The sequence below is a fragment of the Alcanivorax sp. MD8A genome, from assembly GCF_002888555.1.
Classification (GTDB): Bacteria; Pseudomonadota; Gammaproteobacteria; order Pseudomonadales; family Alcanivoracaceae; genus Alcanivorax.
Genome location: NZ_AQOQ01000003.1, coordinates 21,112 through 37,380 on the forward strand (window position 1 = coordinate 21,112; position 16,269 = coordinate 37,380).

General features: G+C 57.4%; 23 protein-coding genes. 16 read left to right on the plus strand and 7 right to left on the minus strand.

Going from position 1 to position 16,269, the window contains the following annotated elements; genetic code table 11:
- The first annotated feature begins 212 nt into the window (after nt 1–212).
- The 5 genes from ubiA to A15D_RS02170 all read left to right on the plus strand — a co-directional run bounded on the left by ubiA (nt 213) and on the right by A15D_RS02170 (nt 4,454).
- On the plus strand, nt 213–1,085 hold the full coding sequence (gene ubiA, locus A15D_RS02150) for a 4-hydroxybenzoate octaprenyltransferase (protein ID WP_102790578.1): 873 nt from the start codon (nt 213–215) through the stop codon (nt 1,083–1,085).
- Between the two features lie 300 nt (nt 1,086–1,385).
- A complete protein-coding gene (phoB, locus tag A15D_RS02155; protein WP_102790579.1) occupies nt 1,386–2,090 on the plus strand; it encodes a phosphate regulon transcriptional regulator PhoB in 705 nt (234 codons plus the stop codon).
- Nucleotides 2,091–2,145: 55 nt separating this feature from the next.
- Nucleotides 2,146–3,456, plus strand: coding sequence for a phosphate regulon sensor histidine kinase PhoR (phoR, locus tag A15D_RS02160; RefSeq protein WP_102790580.1), 1,311 nt, complete (start codon nt 2,146–2,148; stop codon nt 3,454–3,456).
- 68 nt (nt 3,457–3,524) lie between these two features.
- Nucleotides 3,525–4,109: a TIGR00730 family Rossman fold protein gene (locus A15D_RS02165; RefSeq protein WP_102790581.1), complete on the plus strand. Its 585-nt coding sequence runs from the start codon at nt 3,525–3,527 to the stop codon at nt 4,107–4,109.
- A gap of 168 nt (nt 4,110–4,277) precedes the next feature.
- Entirely contained in the window at nt 4,278–4,454 is a 177-nt protein-coding gene (locus A15D_RS02170) for a DUF1328 domain-containing protein (RefSeq protein ID WP_022986037.1), read from the plus strand.
- Nucleotides 4,455–4,458: 4 nt separating this feature from the next.
- Here A15D_RS02170 and A15D_RS02175 read toward each other — a convergent pair whose 3' ends face one another.
- Complete coding sequence (locus A15D_RS02175; protein WP_102790582.1) at nt 4,459–5,004, minus strand: NADPH-dependent FMN reductase; 546 nt, start codon at nt 5,002–5,004, stop codon at nt 4,459–4,461.
- A gap of 147 nt (nt 5,005–5,151) precedes the next feature.
- Between A15D_RS02175 and A15D_RS02180 the strand changes: the two genes are divergently transcribed.
- Entirely contained in the window at nt 5,152–5,310 is a 159-nt protein-coding gene (locus A15D_RS02180) for a YqaE/Pmp3 family membrane protein (RefSeq protein ID WP_102790583.1), read from the plus strand.
- Between the two features lie 72 nt (nt 5,311–5,382).
- Here the strand turns inward: A15D_RS02180 and A15D_RS02185 are convergent, their stop codons facing one another.
- The 3 genes from A15D_RS02185 to A15D_RS02195 all read right to left on the minus strand — a co-directional run bounded on the left by A15D_RS02185 (nt 5,383) and on the right by A15D_RS02195 (nt 7,977).
- Nucleotides 5,383–6,243 carry a pirin family protein gene (locus tag A15D_RS02185; protein WP_102790584.1) on the minus strand — a complete coding sequence of 287 codons (861 nt, stop codon included), beginning with the start codon at nt 6,241–6,243 and terminating at the stop codon, nt 5,383–5,385.
- A 90-nt stretch (nt 6,244–6,333) separates the two neighbouring features.
- Nucleotides 6,334–7,335: a glutathione S-transferase family protein gene (locus A15D_RS02190; RefSeq protein ID WP_102790585.1), complete on the minus strand. Its 1,002-nt coding sequence runs from the start codon at nt 7,333–7,335 to the stop codon at nt 6,334–6,336.
- A 51-nt stretch (nt 7,336–7,386) separates the two neighbouring features.
- Entirely contained in the window at nt 7,387–7,977 is a 591-nt protein-coding gene (locus A15D_RS02195; RefSeq protein ID WP_102790586.1) for an FMN-dependent NADH-azoreductase, read from the minus strand.
- Between the two features lie 122 nt (nt 7,978–8,099).
- Here A15D_RS02195 and A15D_RS02200 point away from each other — a divergent pair, with 122 nt between their 5' ends.
- Genes A15D_RS02200 through dsbG form a run of 3 tightly spaced genes read left to right on the plus strand, consistent with a single transcriptional unit; the run spans nt 8,100 to nt 10,155 of the window.
- Nucleotides 8,100–9,002 carry a LysR family transcriptional regulator gene (locus A15D_RS02200; RefSeq protein ID WP_102790587.1) on the plus strand — a complete coding sequence of 301 codons (903 nt, stop codon included), beginning with the start codon at nt 8,100–8,102 and terminating at the stop codon, nt 9,000–9,002.
- Nucleotides 9,003–9,049: 47 nt separating this feature from the next.
- Nucleotides 9,050–9,568 carry a DUF4136 domain-containing protein gene (locus tag A15D_RS02205; protein ID WP_102790588.1) on the plus strand — a complete coding sequence of 173 codons (519 nt, stop codon included), beginning with the start codon at nt 9,050–9,052 and terminating at the stop codon, nt 9,566–9,568.
- The gene (gene dsbG, locus A15D_RS02210; RefSeq protein WP_233192013.1) at nt 9,568–10,155 is read left to right on the plus strand and encodes a thiol:disulfide interchange protein DsbG; all 588 of its coding nucleotides are present in this window, start codon (nt 9,568–9,570) and stop codon (nt 10,153–10,155) included. Before A15D_RS02205 ends, dsbG begins: the two co-directional genes overlap by 1 nt.
- On the opposite strand, the gene A15D_RS02215 is transcribed toward dsbG, so the two are convergent.
- Complete coding sequence (locus A15D_RS02215; RefSeq protein ID WP_102790589.1) at nt 10,131–11,117, minus strand: YheT family hydrolase; 987 nt, start codon at nt 11,115–11,117, stop codon at nt 10,131–10,133. The genes dsbG and A15D_RS02215 overlap by 25 nt on opposite strands.
- 86 nt (nt 11,118–11,203) lie before the next feature.
- Here A15D_RS02215 and A15D_RS02220 point away from each other — a divergent pair, with 86 nt between their 5' ends.
- From A15D_RS02220 to A15D_RS02250, 7 genes are all read left to right on the plus strand, one after another.
- Entirely contained in the window at nt 11,204–11,923 is a 720-nt protein-coding gene (locus A15D_RS02220) for a 16S rRNA (uracil(1498)-N(3))-methyltransferase (protein ID WP_102790590.1), read from the plus strand.
- 5 nt (nt 11,924–11,928) lie between these two features.
- Nucleotides 11,929–12,369, plus strand: coding sequence for a DUF1294 domain-containing protein (locus A15D_RS02225; RefSeq protein ID WP_102790591.1), 441 nt, complete (start codon nt 11,929–11,931; stop codon nt 12,367–12,369).
- A 155-nt stretch (nt 12,370–12,524) separates the two neighbouring features.
- On the plus strand, nt 12,525–12,767 hold the full coding sequence (locus A15D_RS02230) for a hypothetical protein (protein ID WP_102790592.1): 243 nt from the start codon (nt 12,525–12,527) through the stop codon (nt 12,765–12,767).
- Between the two features lie 63 nt (nt 12,768–12,830).
- On the plus strand, nt 12,831–13,256 hold the full coding sequence (locus tag A15D_RS02235) for an MAPEG family protein (protein WP_022986025.1): 426 nt from the start codon (nt 12,831–12,833) through the stop codon (nt 13,254–13,256).
- Nucleotides 13,256–14,119, plus strand: coding sequence for a DMT family transporter (locus A15D_RS02240; RefSeq protein ID WP_102790593.1), 864 nt, complete (start codon nt 13,256–13,258; stop codon nt 14,117–14,119). The genes A15D_RS02235 and A15D_RS02240 overlap by 1 nt, the downstream gene beginning before the upstream one ends.
- Nucleotides 14,119–14,454: a TfoX/Sxy family protein gene (locus A15D_RS02245; protein ID WP_102790594.1), complete on the plus strand. Its 336-nt coding sequence runs from the start codon at nt 14,119–14,121 to the stop codon at nt 14,452–14,454. The genes A15D_RS02240 and A15D_RS02245 overlap by 1 nt, the downstream gene beginning before the upstream one ends.
- 16 nt (nt 14,455–14,470) lie before the next feature.
- Complete coding sequence (locus A15D_RS02250; protein ID WP_199175737.1) at nt 14,471–15,046, plus strand: DJ-1/PfpI family protein; 576 nt, start codon at nt 14,471–14,473, stop codon at nt 15,044–15,046.
- Between the two features lie 57 nt (nt 15,047–15,103).
- On the opposite strand, the gene A15D_RS17230 is transcribed toward A15D_RS02250, so the two are convergent.
- Nucleotides 15,104–15,538 (minus strand): helix-turn-helix domain-containing protein, encoded by a 435-nt coding sequence (locus tag A15D_RS17230; RefSeq protein WP_158245774.1) that lies wholly within the window; start codon nt 15,536–15,538, stop codon nt 15,104–15,106.
- A gap of 99 nt (nt 15,539–15,637) precedes the next feature.
- Nucleotides 15,638–16,180 carry a lactoylglutathione lyase gene (gene gloA, locus A15D_RS02260; protein WP_102790596.1) on the minus strand — a complete coding sequence of 181 codons (543 nt, stop codon included), beginning with the start codon at nt 16,178–16,180 and terminating at the stop codon, nt 15,638–15,640.
- Nucleotides 16,181–16,269: the final 89 nt, after the last annotated feature.

The window sequence follows — 16,269 nt, forward strand, 5'->3', positions numbered from 1 at the left end:
TGGGCCCAGTGCTCTCTGTGGTGAAAACGCGTTTGATCCAGACCAGGAATCGCGCCGCGAGCGACGCTCCTACGGCAATTCGGGAGGAGTCAATCGGGCTTTTCCCTCAGTGATCTCCGTGACCTCTGTGGTAATAACGCTTTTATCTTCTCAGCTTGAAACTTGCAGCTTGTCGCTTGAAACTCTTTTCGCCCCTGACAACTGGATGTCCCATGTTTGCCTTTGTTGAAAACCGCTATCCCGCCCTGTGGCCCTACCTTCAGCTGATGCGCCTGGACCGGCCCATCGGCACCCTGCTGCTGCTGTGGCCGACGCTGTGGGCGGTGTGGATTGCGGGGGCCGGCACCCCCAGCCTGAAAACCATCGTGATCTTCTTCCTGGGGGTGGTCATCATGCGCGCGGCAGGCTGCGTGATTAACGATTTTGCCGACCGGGATTTCGACGGCGACGTGGAGCGCACCCAGGGCCGCCCGCTGGCCACTGGCGCCATCAGCAGCAAAAAGGCGCTGGCACTGTTCGCCGGGCTGGGACTGCTGGCCTTCGTGCTGGTGCTGTTCCTCAATGAACTGACCTTCTGGCTGTCCTTCGGCGGCCTTGGGCTGGCCGTGCTTTACCCGTTTACCAAACGCTTCACCTTTATGCCGCAGCTGTTTCTGGGGGCCGCCTTCAGCTGGGCCATCCCCATGGCCTTTGCCGCAGAAACCGGCGAGGTCCCGGAAATCGCCTGGCTGCTGTATGTGGCCAACGTGGTATGGACGGTGGCCTACGATACCCAGTACGCCATGTGTGACCGTGAAGACGACCTGAAACTGGGCATCAAGAGCACCGCCATCCTGTTTGGCGATGCAGACCGGCTAATGATCGGTGCCCTCCAGGGCCTGACACTGCTGGCTCTGGTCATGGTCGGCCACCGCCTGGGCTTCAGCTGGCCCTGGTACGCCGGCCTCATCGCTATGGCCACCACCTTCCTCTATCAACACACTCTGATCCGCTATCGCGAACGCTGGCCCAGCTTCCATGCCTTCCTGAACAATCACTGGAGCGGGGCGTGTGTGTTTGTGGGGTTGTATTTCCAGTACTTTTGAGTGACAGGCTCCAAGCTGCAAGCTACAACGCGGGTCAGGGTTTCAGGTTCTGCCATGCCGTGCCCGCGCTGAAAACGTCAGGCGATGCAAACGCCGGCAATACAAACCGGTTACCTGTTCTTTCCCGCCCTGAATCGCGGCGCCCTGGTCAAATAGGTGGCTCCTCCATAAATCCGCGTTGTCGCTTGTAGCTTGCGGCTTGCATTTCCCCCACATCCGGCTCAACTTGTCATACGCATGTCATAAAAGAGCAATCTAATAGGGCACCAACAAAAGACAGACAGGCGAAGGAAGGAAGCCATGTCCCGTAACCGAATTTTGATTGTTGATGACGAGCCGGCCATTCGTGAAATGGTCGCTGTCGCTCTGGAACTGGCGGATTTCGATGTACTGGAAGCCGAAAATGCCCAGCGCGGCCACGAGATCATTGTCGACGAGCGCCCGGATCTGGTACTGCTGGACTGGATGCTGCCCTCCGTGACCGGTATTGAGCTGGCCCGCCGCCTGAAGCGTGATGAGACCACCAATGAAGTGCCGATCATCATGCTTACCGCCAAGAGTGAAGAAGACAACAAGGTGCAGGGCCTGGATGTAGGCGCCGACGACTACATTACCAAGCCGTTTTCCACTCGCGAGCTGATTTCCCGCATCAAGGCGGTGCTGCGTCGCTCTTCCAGCGCTGCCGCCGAAAAGGCCATCGAAGTGGAAGGACTGTGCCTGGATCCGGTCAGCCACCGCATCAGCGCCAACGACGAGCCGGTGGATATGGGGCCAACCGAATACCGCCTGCTGGAGTTCTTCATGAGCCATCAGGAACGGGCCTACTCTCGCACCCAGCTGCTCGATCAGGTGTGGGGTGCCAATGTGTACGTGGAAGACCGCACCATCGACGTGCATATCCGTCGTTTGCGCAAGGCGCTTGCCCCCTACGGATTTGACCGCTTTATCCAGACCGTTCGCGGTACCGGCTATCGCTTCTCGGTCAAGGCCGCCAAGGCGAGCTGATACCAATAATGTGTTAGGGTGCGTTAGCACTCAGTCTGACCCCACAAGGGCAATCATGAAAGCCAGCCTGGCCAAAGAAGTTAATCGTATTGCCGGCCTGATCGCTCTCGCCGCTCTGGCCGCCCTCGCCGTTGGCCATATCTGGCCACTGCTGGTGGGCCTGGTGGGTTACATCTTCTGGAGCACCCGGCAGCTCTTCGCCCTCTACAGCTGGCTGGTCCGCGATGACCACACCGAACCGCCCGATAGCATCGGCCTGTGGGGCGAGTTCTATACCCGACTCGAGCACCTGTTCCAGAAAGAACGGCGCGCCCAGGAAAACCTGCAAAGCATCATTCACCGGGCCCAGCAATCTGTGAACGCCCTGGAAGAAGTGGTGATCCTGATTGACCAACATGGCTACCTGGAATACTGGAATGCCGCCGCAGAGCGTTACATGGGCTTCAACGCCAGCCAGGATTTGGGGCAGCCACTGACCAATCTGATCCGCCACCCCAGATTTACCGAGTACCTTCACCTTGCTGATTTCCGTGAGCCTCTGGAAATTCCGTCGCCGGTAAACGACAACCGTATTCTGCAATTCAGGGTGACGGAGTTCGGCGTCGGCGAACAGCTTCTCATGGCACGTGATGTCACTCGGCTCCATCACCTTGAACAGATGCGCAAGGACTTCGTTGCCAATGTCAGTCATGAGTTGAAAACGCCACTGACTGTTCTTAAAGGCTATCTGGAAACCCTGCTCGACACCGTGCCCGAAGAACAAAACCGGTTGCGCCGTGCGTTATCGCAAATGGAAAGCCAGTCCGATCGCATGGAAGCCCTGGTCACGGATTTGCTGCTGCTGTCGAGACTGGAAAACACCGATGCCGATAACGATCGTCAGGCCGTCGCGGTGCATGGCATGCTGAATCGCATGCGCGAAAACGCCCTGGCATTAAGCGCCGATAAAAAGCACCAGATTGAACTGGATGTCCCCACTGAGGCCCGGCTGGTCGCTAACCCGGCCGAACTGGAAAGCGCCTTTGGCAACCTGATCACCAATGCCGTGAAATACACCCCCTCGGGCGGGCTGATCCAGATTCGCTGGTGGCAGGACGAAAAAGGCGCCCACCTGTCTGTTACCGACAACGGGCTGGGCATCGACCCCGCGCATATCCCCCGGCTAACGGAACGCTTTTATCGTCCCGACAACAGCCGGGTTACCCAGACCGGCGGCACCGGCTTGGGCCTTGCTATTGTCAAACACGTGATGATTCGCCATAACGGTAAACTCGACATCAAAAGCGAGCTCGGCAAAGGCAGCACCTTCACCTGCCATTTTCCAACGGAAAGGCTGGTAAACCGGCCCACTGCGGTAGCAGGATAACGCCGTTGCCTTCTGCCTCATCTGCCGCCGCAACATCGACAAAACAAAAGACGCCAGCAGGAAACAAGATGAAAAAAATCTGCGTTTATTGCGCATCCAGCACCGGTAACGATCCTGCTTTTGGCGCTGCAGCCCAAAGACTCGCCGAGGCACTGGTCAACCACGATCTGGGGCTGGTCTATGGTGGTGCCAGCGTCGGCATCATGGGCGCCCTGGCCAACGCAGTCATGCAGAAAGGCGGTGAGGTGACAGGCATCATCCCCCAAGCCCTGTTACGCCGCGAAATTGGCAATCATCATCTGACAGAATTGCAAATCGTTGACTCCATGCACGAACGCAAAGCGGCGATGGCGGATCAAGCCGATGCTTTTATTGCTTTACCCGGAGGCATGGGCACACTGGAAGAACTGTTTGAAATTCTCACCTGGGCGCAACTCGGTTTTCATCACAAGCCGGTTGGCCTGCTGAACGTCAATGGTTACTACGATCACCTGGTGGCATTCCTTGCCCACAGTGTCGACAAGGGCCTGCTCAAGCCAGAGCACCGGGAGCTACTACTGGTCGACGACAATGCGGACGCTCTACTGGAACGCTTTGTTGACTGGAAATCTCCCCCATTGGAAGCCTGGCTGGAGGCAAGTCATCAGCTGTAAGAACCTTTAGCGAGCCCTGACCATGCTTAGGGTACTGGCCACCCCAAGTAACAGCGTGCTCTCCAAATCGCAAAATATAAAAACTCGTTAAAGCACTAACTGTTCCACGGAAGTGTCAACACATAAGCGTCAATCTGGTACCACATTCATTACGGTGAGGATATTCTCATGCTTGGATGGGCACTGACGTTTTTTATTGTTGCCATTATCGCTGGCGTACTCGGGTTTGGAGGCATTGCCTCTGGCGCCGCCTCTATCGCGAAAATTATCTTTTTCCTTTTCCTGATACTGCTGGTGATCAGCCTGGTCGCCAACGCCTTGCGGGGTCGAGGCCCCAAAGTCTGACGGTTCACGAAAAATGGGCTGACCATGCCTGCAACGCCACCAACTGATCGGCGATCAGGGATTTTGTCTTGTCGTCGGTCAGGTTGCCTTGCTCGTCACATTTTTCGTGTGCGCTCGAGACAAAGACTTCGGGCTTGTTAAGCAGGTAGGCATCCAACCCCACCAGTATCTGCCGCAGATGGTATTGGCTTCGGCTGCTACCCATTCCGCCCATGGACGCCCCCATGATAGCGGTGGGTTTACCCGCGAAGACTTTGTCCGGCACCCGGGACAGCCAGTCCAGCGTATTCTTCAACACGCCGGGAACGGAGTAATTATATTCCGGTGTGGCAATCAGCAGGGCATCGGCCTTCTGCAGTTTTTCTGCCAGCGCCAACACTTCGGCAGGGCGTTCCTTGTCATTATCGACATCGCCGTTGTACAAGGGGATGCTAGAGATATCGACGATCTCGATATCCATGCCTTTCGGGGCACAATCAACGGCAGCACGCACCAGGCCTTGATTGAAAGATTGCTGTCTGAGACTGCCTGCAATGGCGATAACTTTCATGGCTGACATTCCTTTGAACGCGAGAAAGTGAATGGGTTGATGCTCTTTGACAAACCTTGAGGAGTCAACCCGATTTCCGTGAAGATTCAGCATGGGATGCCCGTCGTTTATCCCGTGCCTTAACGACAATCCAAGAGGAAAATCCGTATGGACCTTTTACGCATATTGATTGCCATTCTACTCCCGCCCCTTGGCGTTTTTCTTCAAGAGGGCCTGGGTAAGCATTTCTGGATCAACATTGTCCTGACCCTATTAGGCTATATTCCCGGGATCGTTCACGCGGTATGGGTGATTGCATCACGCTAAGGAAACGCGGGTAAGGCCGTTCCCGGTGGCTCGGCACGAGCCTCGCCAACGGGAAAGCCTTTCCTTTGATGGCTAGAGTTGTGACGGTTCAGCAGTCAGGGTGCCATTGCGATAATCACTCAGGGCCTGATTGATTTCTTCCTGGGTGTTCATCACAAAGGGGCCGTACTGGGCAATGGGTTCTCCCAAGGGACGACCTGCCAGTAGCAGCAGCCTTGCACCCTCACGGCCCGCCTCGACCGTGAGTTGATCACCGTCAGTGAGCGTCGCCAGGTGATCCTGCTGTACCGTTTCTCCTGCCACGGTTATCAGGCCTTCAAACACATAGACAAAGCTGTTGTAGCCCTGAGTGACCGGTACAGTCAGCGCTTCTCCCGGACGCAGTTTCACATCCAGATACAACGGATCGGTGCTACCGCCTTTCATCGGCGCGGTCAGTAATTCACCCGCCACCGTAACTTCACCGGCAATTGCCTTGATCTGTCCGCCGCTGGCCAGGTCCAGGCGTGGCATCTCTGTATCCGCCACATCCCGGTACCCTGCCGCGGTCATTTTTTCTGCAGCAGGCAGATTGATCCACAGCTGAAAGCCACGCAACAGACCGTCTTTTTGTTGAGGCATTTCTTCATGAATGATGCCCCGGCCTGCCGTCATCCATTGCACACCACCCTGCGTCAGATCCCCCTCGTTACCAAGGTGATCCCGGTGGCGCATATGTCCTTCCACCAGGTACGTTACCGTTTCAAAACCACGGTGGGGGTGCGGTGGGAAACCGGCAATATAATCATCTGGATTCTCCGAAGAAAAGGCATCCAGCATCAGAAACGGATCCAGACGCACCATGGGGTTATAACCCAGCGCCCGTTTCAGGCGAACCCCTGCGCCATCGGATGTATCCAGTGCGCGAATCGTGTTGAGAAGGGTGCGTTCCATGGGAACCTCCTGTGCAAAGAAGCTACGAGCTATCAGCTTCGAGTTAACATCAAAATCTTTTCCTCATAGCTGATCGCTCACGGCTCACAGCTAGTCGCTGATCTTTCTCTCCCCCAATCGCTCACGGTCATGGGGAGTTTGCCAATCCAGTTGCGGTCCGATGGAGATGATCCCGTGGGGGTTCACCGTCGGATGGCTGCAGAAGTAGTGATGGCGGATGTGCGCCAGGTTCACGGTTTCTTCCACGCCGGGCAGCTGGTAAATATCTTTTAAAAAACCCTGCAAATTCGGGTAATCGCTAATGCGTTTTCGGTCACACTTGAAGTGGGTGACGTATACCGGATCGAATCTCACCAGAGTGGTCCACAAACGAATGTCGGCTTCTGTGAGGGTGTTACCCACCAGATAGCGCTGCTCGCTTAACCTTTGTTCCAGCTCATCAAGCCTGTCGAACAGCGTCGTGACAGCTTCGTCATAGGCGTCTTGACTGGTGGCAAAACCACTCTTGTACACGCCATTATTCACATCGTGATACACGCGCTCGTTAATGGCATCGATGTCGGCCTGGAGTGCATCCGGATAGTAATTCCCCGGCGTGGCACCCAATGCATCAAAGCTGCTGTTGAGCATGCGAATAATGTCTGCAGACTCATTGCTGACAATCGTTTCGCGTTGCGTATCCCACAACACGGGCACTGTGACACGGCCGCTGTAGCGATCATCGGCTTTCAGGTAAAGCTCATACAGTTTGCTGAAGCCGTGCAACGCATCGCCAGTCGCACCGGCAAAGTCATCGCGCAACTCCCAACCGTTTTCCAGCATGTGGGGGTGGACCACCGAGACACCGATGTGGTCTTGCAACCCTTTCAGTGCACGCACGACCAGGGTGCGATGCGCCCAGGGACAGGCATAGGACACATACAGGTGGTAACGCCCACTTTCCGCCGGGAAACCCTTGTCCCCACTGGGGCCCGCACTGCCGTCCGCCGTCACCCAGTGACGGAACTGACTCTCAGAGCGTTTGAAGCGGCCACCGGTGCTTTTGGTGTCGTACCATTTGTCCTGCCACTGTCCATCCACTAACAGTCCCATGATGCCTCCTGATCGTTGCCCATGACGTTTTCGGTGTAGAAACCTCGAGCCTTATCCTGCAATCACGGACTTCGCTTCCTTCATCGCGTTTTCTTTGGCCTCATCACCCATATTCAGGCCTTCCGCATACACCAGCTCTACAGACGTGATGCCAACAAAACCGAAGAACAATTTGATGTAGGGGGTCACGGTATCGTTATCGGTTCCCGCATACAGCCCCCCTCGGGCCGCCAGCACCGTTACCGGCTTGTCTTCCAGCAAACCCTGAGGGCCATTCTCGGTATAACGGAAGGTAATACCGGCACGGGCCACGTGATCAATCCAGCTTTTCAGCTGGCTGGGAATGCCAAAGTTGTACATCGGCAAGCCAAGCACGACATGATCCGCGGCTTTCAATTCTTCAATCAGCGTCAGGGAAAAATCGTCCACCTGTTGCTGCTCGGCAGTACGCTCTTCGGCCGGGGTGAAAAAGGCACCGACACGCTCTCCATCCAAGTGTGGAATCGGCTGTGCAGACAGGTCACGCACCACCACGGTTGCTCCCGGATTGGCTGCCTTGAGCTGCTCCACCTTGGTATTGACCAACGCAGAAGAATTGCCGTTATCACCGAATACACTGCTTTTAATAACCAGAATGTTCATGTCTGCCACTCCTTGTGAAATTTGGGTACGACCCGGTGTCGAATCGTTATGGGGCTATTGTGATTTCAGCTGATCCGATATAAAACGGGACAAATTCGCACGTTTAGCTCAGGATTTTTGATATGTCAGCCAAAATCACGCTGGATCAATGGCAAGCCTTGCTGGCCGTGGTCGACGAGGGCGGCTACGCCAACGCCGCCGAGGCCCTGGACAAGAGCCAGTCGGCCATCAGTTATGCCGTGCAGAAGATCGAAACCGAGCTGGGCGTGCGCGCCTTCAGCCTGGAAGGCCGCAAGGCCAAGCTCACCGAAACCGGGCAAATGCTCTATCGCCAGGCCAAAGTGCTGGTGGAAGAGGCGGAGCGTATCGAGAGCACGGCCATCCAGCTGAGCCAGGGCTGGGAACCGCTGGTGCGGGTCGCCGCAGATGCCCTGTTCCCGCAGCACTGCATGCTGACCGCGCTGGACGCCTTTGCCCAACAGAGCCCTCTGACACGCGTCGAATACAGCGAAACCGTGCTGTCCGGTTCTGATGAAGCCCTGCTACGCAAGGAAGCCGATGTGGTGGTGAACGCCCGCATCCCCCCCGGCTTTGTGGGCGAACCACTGATGCGGGTGCGCTTTCTGGCCGTGGCGTCTGCTGACCATCCGCTCAATCAGGTCGACACCCTCACCCACGAGGACCTGCGCCAGCATCGCCAGATCGTGATTCGCGACTCCGGCAGCCGCCGCATTGATGCCGGCTGGCTGGGCGCCGAACAGCGCTGGACGGTATCTCATACCTCCACCCGGATTGCCGCGATTCGCCGGGGGCTGGGCTTCGCCTGGATCCCGGAAGCCGAAATTGGCGATGGTCTGGAAACCGGTGCACTCAAGGTCCTGCCGCTCAAAGAAGGGGTAGAGCGCTTTGTGGACTTACACCTGATCTACGCAGAGGGCCAGTATGCCGGCCAGGCCGCACGCTATCTTGGGGAACAGATTCATGCTGCCGTGGCCAAACCCTGTCCAGGCGTCACCGTTTCATGACGTCATCGCCGCTATACTGAACGTTCTTTCGCCTGAAGGAGACAGCCATGCGCTTTATCGCCCCCACCCTGGGCCTGCTGATCAGCCTGCTGCTGACAGCCTGCGTCAGCCCGGTGGTCATCGACCGCCAGAGCGACGCCAATCTGGCCAATCTTCAGACCTACCGCCTTGTCAGCCAGGACGAAGACAAACCCCGTGAACTGGATGACCAGCGTGCCCGCAGCGCCCTGACGCTGTCGCTGGCTGACAAGGGGCTACGCCCCGATGACAGCCAACCAGACGTGGAAGTAAAACACTTCTTCAAACGCCAGCAACGCTTCGATGGCTCCACCCTGCAGTTCGGTTTTGGCTTCACCCGCAACAATGTGGGCCTGGGTGCCAGCACCCCAACCGAAGGTGAAATCACCGAGGAATACAAACTGGTCGTGCAACTGATCGACCCCCAGAGCAACAATGTCCTCTGGCAAGCCACCAGCCGGGATGAGCTTTATGACGAGATGAGCAGCGCACGCCGTGAAGCGCATATTCAGCGAGCGGTGCAGGACATGTTCAAGAGGTTCCCGTAATGCCGTTGCGTGCGTGGTTGGCCAGCCTGTTGATGCTGGCCACGTTGGGCGCTCATGCCAGCCAGGCGAACAGCGAAAGCCGCGAAGGCGCCAGCATGGATTCCTTGCTTGCACGACTGGAGAACAGCAGCTGGGTCGCAGAAGGCCCCGCGAAGCCGCAGCGGGTGGCCTATGTATTTACCGACATGGCCTGCCCGTATTGCGCACAGTTGTGGGAAAACATGCAGCCACTGGTGACCGATCCCGCCAACAAGCTACAGGTGCGACACATCATTGTCGGCATGATCAACCCCAAGCGCAGCTTCAGCCAGGGTGGGGCCGTGCTCGCCGCCGACAACCCGGCCGCCGCCCTGGCCCTGCATGAATCCCGCTTTGAAGCCGGCGGCATTGAACCGCTGCTACCCGTACCGGCAGCGATTCGCAGCCAGATCCACAACAATACGGGCCTGATGATCGGGCTTGGCCTTGGCGGCACGCCCACCCTGGTATTCGAAGATCGACAGGGGCAGTGGCGAGTCGCGCCGGGGGTCGTCAAACCCGACGCCCTGCGCGATGAAGTGTTTCAGCTGGAAAAACCGAAGCCCTGAACCCAGGCCAACAGGCGCTGCTCCAGCCAGTAGGGATTCCCCGCGCCGACAAACCCTACATGACCACCGTGGTCACTGATTTCTGCCGTCACCGCGGGGCCCAGCTCCTCACGGCGAGGCAGGGTCTCTGGCGTCATGAAAGGGTCGTCCCGATTCTGCATCAACAGGGTAGGGGTGCGTATCCCTTGCAGACGCGGCCCCGCACTGCACTGGGCGTAGTAATGACTGGCGCCGCGAAAGCCGTAAAGCGGGGCAATAATCTGATCGTCGTACCGCCAGAACGAACGGATGCCCGACATGTTCAGGCGATACAGCCGCTTGGCTTCCGCCGGATTGACCTGATCCAGATGTCGCTTCTGGTTGTCCAGGTAACCCAGCAAGGCCTTGAGCAAATGGCCGCGATACAGTCGTGACAGGCCGCGGTCCAGCCGGTTGGCGCACAGGTCCAGGCGCAACGGGGCGCATACCGTCGCCACCCCTGCCAGGCGACCGGAATCCCGATGGATCAACCAGTTGAGCAGCCGGCTGCCCCCCAGCGACACACCAATAGCGATACGATGCCCGGTGGGATCCTGGTGGAACACATGCTCAATCACGGCGTCCACATCATCGGTTTCCCCGGCGTGATAGCACAGGGCCGTGTCATTGGGGCCCTTGGCCCCGCGGCTGTTGATTGCCACTGAACGGATACCGGCGCCGGCCAGGGTTTTCTGGATACCGCGCATGTAGTGCGAGTCACTGCAACCGGATAACCCGTGCAGCAGTATCACGGTGAGGTGCCCCGGGCCATGTCGGGGACCGGCCCAGTCCAGCAGCAGAAAATCACCATCGGCCAGATCCAACCGCTCACTGTGACGCGCCACCTCCGGCAACGACCGGCCCAACGGCCCCCACAGGGTTTGCAGGTGCGCATTGCGCAGCCACAGAGGGGGCCGGAACGCAGAACGGACAATCTCGCCCATGTTTTACTCGCTTGATAGCAGCCTGTTTGACCGGCGCTATGGTAGCCTTTTGCTTTCCGCCCTGGCACCTGTTTAACGGAGAATTCATGGCCCGCCGTTTTTTTGATGATCAGCCATTCAGTCACGCTGTTGCCACCGAGCTGGGCGCCAATGCCAGTCACCATATTGGCAAGGTGCTGCGCATGGCGGTCGGTGATGCCGTGACCCTGTTCAACGGCCAAGGCGGCGAATGGTCGGCGCAGATCACCGCCATCAGCAAAAAAAGCGTGACGGTGGAACCGCAGGTTTTCACCGCCGACAACCGGACCCCGCCCCTGAACGTGACCGTAGCCCTGCCCATGATCAAGGGCGACCGGATGGATTATGCCATCCAGAAGGCCACCGAACTGGGCGCCGCCACGATCGTGGTGCTGGACACGGAACGCTGTGAAGTGCGCCTGAAAGGCGAGCGAGCCGACAAGAAAATCGCTCACTGGCAACAGGTGGCGGTCAGCGCCTGCGAACAATGCGGCCTGAATATTCCCCCGCTCATTGAGGGGACCGTGGAGCTGAAACACTGGCTGAACCGAGACTTGCCGGATCTTCGCCTGATCGCCCACCCGGGTGAACAACCCTTTGATCCCGGGGTGCTGTCCACCACCCAAAACCTGGCACTGCTCACCGGTCCGGAAGGCGGGTTTTCGGACGACGAACTGAACGCCGCCCAGGCCGCCGGCTTTACCCCCTTCGCCCTGGGTGAGCGGGTATTGCGGGCGGAAACCGCGCCCGTGGCGCTGCTGGCGGCCCTCTGGGCCTGGCGAGGATAACCCCCATGCGCGGCCTCACCTTGCCCATCGCCCTCGGGCTGGCTATCGGCTATTTCGCCGGGCTTTACAGCATCACCCATGAATACCACTTTTCTCCCTTTCTGCTTGTCAGCACCGGATTGATCAGCCTGTGCACCCTGATCATCTATGGTCTGGACAAGCGCGCAGCACGACGGGAGCACCAACGCACGCCGGAAAACACCCTGCATCTACTGGCACTGTTCGGGGGCTGGCCCGGCGCACTGGTGGCACGGCCATTGTTTCGTCACAAGACCCGCAAGCAGCCCTTTGTCGGCCTCTTCTGGGGGACAACAGTGGTTAGCCTGTTAATGCTTGGCAGCCTGCTCTTTAGTTCACCACTGGCCCCCGCCAGAGACTGGCTCGATGAGAAAGCCCTGCAGTGGCAACTGGACATCCAGCAGCACCTCAACACTGTTAACCGTTAGCTTCGCTAGCCAATAACCGCTTTGAATGCACCTTCTGTCACTGCAACTGGCAGCACCGCCCCCTTCTGCGTGATACTGAATGAACCGCGCTGATGGCAGATCGCCACTAGCGGGTACCCTGGCCAGGAGGCCAGGGCATTGCAGAGAGGGAAGGCATGCGACTACCGGAAGATGTGGAAACCATCTGGCAACACCACGGCAAGCTGGCGGCTATTCGCTATTTGCATTCGGAATATCAACTAGGCTGGCGCTACGCCACCCTGTGCATCACCCGACAATCCCCCCACCTTGTTCACCTTGAGCCGCTGCTGATTGCCAACCGTTGGCACTATCTCTCGCTCACGGGAATGTTCGCTGTTGGCATCGCTCTCGGTTACTGGCTGGACCACGCGTTCTGACCCCGCCTGCACCCTGAGGTATGATCGCAATTCATAACAACGAAACGCTCAGGGAGATTTCACATGGAACCCACCAGTCCCATTCTTGCCCCCGTCGTGACACTGGTTGCCTGGTCCATGGTCATGTGGCTGTGGATGTACCTGACCCGGTTGCCGGCCATGAAAGCCGCCAACATGACCCCCGATCCCCAGGCCCCGCGCGGGGAGCAAATGAACACCCTGCCCGCCAACGTGCGCTGGAAGGCGGACAACTACAATCACCTGATGGAACAGCCCACCGTGTTCTACGCCATTGCCTTGTCGTTGGCGATGCTGGGACAGGGCGACGGTATCAACCTGACACTGGCCTGGACCTATGTGGGCATTCGCGTCGTGCATTCCTTGCTGCAAGCGCTGGTGAACAAGATTGAAGTGCGCTTCGTGCTGTTTTTCCTGTCGTCCCTGGCGCTGATTGGCCTGACCATCAACGCCCTTCGCACCGTGTTTTGATGCCGCTTCGGCACCCCCTGGTCTTGACCGCGATCGCCATGCTGGCCTTCGCGGCAAACTCGGTATTGTGCCGGCTGGCCCTGCACGATGGCGCCATCGATGCGGCCAGCTTTACGGCGGTGCGACTGGTTGCCGGTGCACTTACCCTGGTGCTGATTCTTGGCATTCGCCAGAACACCTGGCCGCGCCCACTTGCCTACGGCAATCACCGCTCCGCACTGGCGTTGTTTGTCTATGCGGCAGGGTTTTCCCTCGCCTATGTGCAGCTCGCAACAGGCACTGGCGCATTGCTGCTGTTTGGCGCCGTTCAGGCCACCATGATTGGTTATGGGCGGTATCGGGGTGAACGCCTCAATCGCTGGCAATGGGTAGGGCTTGCCCTGGCACTGGCCGGGCTATTGGCCCTGTTGTTGCCCGGCGCCACCGCACCGCCTGTCACTGCAGCCTTGCTCATGCTGCTGGCCGGCATCGGCTGGGGTGTCTATTCGCTGCGCGGCAAGGGCGCCGCCGATGCCACAGCCGAAACCACCGGCAACTTCCTGCGCTCCTTGCTCTGGCTGGCACCGCTGTTGATTATCGCCTGGCCGCAACACCTGCCCACCGGGGAGGGGCTGCTCTATGCCCTGTTATCCGGGGCGCTGGCCTCCGGAGCGGGGTACGCCATCTGGTATCTGGCCCTGCCTGCACTTGCCACCAGTACCGCCGCCACTGTCCAGCTTGGCGTCCCGGTTCTGGCAGCCCTCGCCGGCATCCTCTGGCTGGACGAATCCGTCAACGTCAGGCTGGTGATCGCATCAGTGGCCATTCTTGGCGGCATCGCCCTGGTGATCCGCGGTCCTCTGAGCGCCGGGGAAAACACGTAATGGCTTACGACACCGATCTGGCCGATCGCATCCGTGAGGCATTACTTGCCGTGACCGGAGCCCTGCCTGATGAAAAGCGCATGTTTGGCGGGCTTTGCTTTCTGATCGCGGGCAATATGTGTTGTGGCATCCTGGCAGAGCGGCTGATGGCCCGGGTCGGGCCGCAGGCCTATGACACGCTGCTTGCCAGCCCCGGTGCCGCCGAAATGGATTTCACTGGACGTCCCATGCGCGGCATGATCATGCTGGAAAGCGATGCCGTAGCGGACGAGGATGCTTTACAGGAATGGCTTGGCCACTGCTTCGCTTTCGTCCGCACCCTGCCACCGAAATAATGTCACGAGAGTTGCCATGCTGCAGATTGGTATTGTGATCTATGATGAAGCAGAAGTGCTCGATTTCGCCGGTCCCTACGAGGTGTTCGCTACCGCGGCACGGTTGTGCGGTAGCAAGCCCTGGTCGGTGTCACTGATCAGTGAACGCAAAACTGTCCGGGCCAGGGGAAGCTTCCCGGTACAAAGCCATTTCACTTTGGATAATCATCCCCCGCTTGACGTCCTGCTGGTTAGCGGAGGGGTGCATACCTGGGCAATGAACAACACCGTCTTGCTGGATTCGCTTCGCCGCGCAGCTCGCTCCGCCCAATGGATTACCTCGGTCTGTACTGGTGCTTTTATATTGGCGCAGGCAGGCTTGCTGACCCATCAGAACGTGACCACCCACTGGGAGGACATCGACGAACTTGGAACACGCTTTCCTGACTTGAGCATCAAGGAGAACGTACGCTGGGTAGAAGATGGGAACCGCATAACGTCGGCAGGAATTTCGGCAGGAATAGACATGAGCCTGCATCTGGTTGAAAAACTGCACAGCCGTGATCTCGCACTCAACACAGCGAAACAGATGGACTACTTCTGGGCATATTGACGGTCAGAACGGAACATCTCATCGGGAAATCGTCAACCTTGACCACGAATAAACGTTCTATTTTTTCTTCTTTTTTCCCTTGTTTTTCTTCTCTGCTTTTTTGATTTTTTTATCTTTTTTCTTGTTCTTTTGTTTCGGTTTTTTTATTTCTTTTTTGTCATTTTCGTTTTTATTTTTTGATTTTTTCTTTTTCCCTTTCTTGTCTTTCTTGTTGTTTTTTTCTGGGACAATAACAACATCGCTAACGGAGCCATTGCCTGAATCGCCACTCGGTTTTGACAACTCAAACATGGCCATTCCAACAGAACGGAATCGACGCACACAGTAACGGACCTGCCCCAGGGTCAAGCCAGATTTTTCAGCCGCTTGCGATTGTGTCACCCCTTGATTCAAGGCCAGCAAGGCTGCCGCTCTAGGACTGTCTTTTGACGACTTTTTTTGTAACTCAAGGCAGATTTCTTTCTGCGCATCTGTAAGCAAGGCCGCCATCATGATTTCTCCCGCTGTGAGCTTGACGTAATGCCAAACCCACACCTTAAGGGAGAAGAGAAAGAAAATGCAAAAAAGAAATTTTTTGTCAAAAAAGTGACATCAACTCTGCTGGCTCTCCAACATGTCAGCCTGAAGAATTTCGATCCAGTAGCCATCCGGGTCCTTGATAAAGGCCAGCCCTTTCATTTTTCCGTCATCCGGTCGTTTGACGAATTCCACGTTCATTTTTTCAAACCGCTCCGCCGCCGCGTACACGTCAGGTACCGTGATGCCAATGTGCCCGAATCCCTGGGGCTGCGCATTGCCGTCGTGGTAACTGAAGGCCTCATCATCTTCAGTCCCCCAGTTATGGGTTAATTCCAGCATGGCCTCGCGGGCAAAGGTAAACGTCAGGCGCTTGGCATCATCTGCAGGTACCTCACCGGCGTCTTCCTCGCTCAAGTAACCAAGAAAATACAGGCTGAATTGCATCTCCGGAAAATCAATCTTGCGCACCAGTCGCATGCCGAGCACACGGCTATAAAAATCCAGGCTGCGCTTGGGCTCCTTGATACGCAGCATGGTCTGATTAAACAGGTATTCCTGGGTCACCTCATCCGGGTGCTCGTGCAGGCCTTCGGCTTTCTCAAAATGACGGGACATGGGAGGCTCCTGAAAGTTGAAAGAGGATGAGTAAACAGGATATCGGGTTGGGCAGGGAAAAATGCAACCCATTGGAAATAGAGATGAGG

Bases quoted from the DNA above. Each gene is read 5' to 3' on its own strand.
- ubiA (WP_102790578.1), top strand. From the start codon at position 213: ATGTTTGCCTTTGTTGAAAACCGCTATCCCGCCCTGTGGCCCTACCTT.
- phoB (WP_102790579.1), top strand. From the start codon at position 1,386: ATGTCCCGTAACCGAATTTTGATTGTTGATGACGAGCCGGCCATTCGT.
- phoR (WP_102790580.1), top strand. From the start codon at position 2,146: ATGAAAGCCAGCCTGGCCAAAGAAGTTAATCGTATTGCCGGCCTGATC.
- A15D_RS02165 (WP_102790581.1), top strand. From the start codon at position 3,525: ATGAAAAAAATCTGCGTTTATTGCGCATCCAGCACCGGTAACGATCCT.
- A15D_RS02170 (WP_022986037.1), top strand. From the start codon at position 4,278: ATGCTTGGATGGGCACTGACGTTTTTTATTGTTGCCATTATCGCTGGC.
- A15D_RS02175 (WP_102790582.1), bottom strand. From the start codon at position 5,004: ATGAAAGTTATCGCCATTGCAGGCAGTCTCAGACAGCAATCTTTCAAT.
- A15D_RS02180 (WP_102790583.1), top strand. From the start codon at position 5,152: ATGGACCTTTTACGCATATTGATTGCCATTCTACTCCCGCCCCTTGGC.
- A15D_RS02185 (WP_102790584.1), bottom strand. From the start codon at position 6,243: ATGGAACGCACCCTTCTCAACACGATTCGCGCACTGGATACATCCGAT.
- A15D_RS02190 (WP_102790585.1), bottom strand. From the start codon at position 7,335: ATGGGACTGTTAGTGGATGGACAGTGGCAGGACAAATGGTACGACACC.
- A15D_RS02195 (WP_102790586.1), bottom strand. From the start codon at position 7,977: ATGAACATTCTGGTTATTAAAAGCAGTGTATTCGGTGATAACGGCAAT.
- A15D_RS02200 (WP_102790587.1), top strand. From the start codon at position 8,100: ATGTCAGCCAAAATCACGCTGGATCAATGGCAAGCCTTGCTGGCCGTG.
- A15D_RS02205 (WP_102790588.1), top strand. From the start codon at position 9,050: ATGCGCTTTATCGCCCCCACCCTGGGCCTGCTGATCAGCCTGCTGCTG.
- dsbG (WP_233192013.1), top strand. From the start codon at position 9,568: ATGCCGTTGCGTGCGTGGTTGGCCAGCCTGTTGATGCTGGCCACGTTG.
- A15D_RS02215 (WP_102790589.1), bottom strand. From the start codon at position 11,117: ATGGGCGAGATTGTCCGTTCTGCGTTCCGGCCCCCTCTGTGGCTGCGC.
- A15D_RS02220 (WP_102790590.1), top strand. From the start codon at position 11,204: ATGGCCCGCCGTTTTTTTGATGATCAGCCATTCAGTCACGCTGTTGCC.
- A15D_RS02225 (WP_102790591.1), top strand. From the start codon at position 11,929: ATGCGCGGCCTCACCTTGCCCATCGCCCTCGGGCTGGCTATCGGCTAT.
- A15D_RS02230 (WP_102790592.1), top strand. From the start codon at position 12,525: ATGCGACTACCGGAAGATGTGGAAACCATCTGGCAACACCACGGCAAG.
- A15D_RS02235 (WP_022986025.1), top strand. From the start codon at position 12,831: ATGGAACCCACCAGTCCCATTCTTGCCCCCGTCGTGACACTGGTTGCC.
- A15D_RS02240 (WP_102790593.1), top strand. From the start codon at position 13,256: ATGCCGCTTCGGCACCCCCTGGTCTTGACCGCGATCGCCATGCTGGCC.
- A15D_RS02245 (WP_102790594.1), top strand. From the start codon at position 14,119: ATGGCTTACGACACCGATCTGGCCGATCGCATCCGTGAGGCATTACTT.
- A15D_RS02250 (WP_199175737.1), top strand. From the start codon at position 14,471: ATGCTGCAGATTGGTATTGTGATCTATGATGAAGCAGAAGTGCTCGAT.
- A15D_RS17230 (WP_158245774.1), bottom strand. From the start codon at position 15,538: ATGATGGCGGCCTTGCTTACAGATGCGCAGAAAGAAATCTGCCTTGAG.
- gloA (WP_102790596.1), bottom strand. From the start codon at position 16,180: ATGTCCCGTCATTTTGAGAAAGCCGAAGGCCTGCACGAGCACCCGGAT.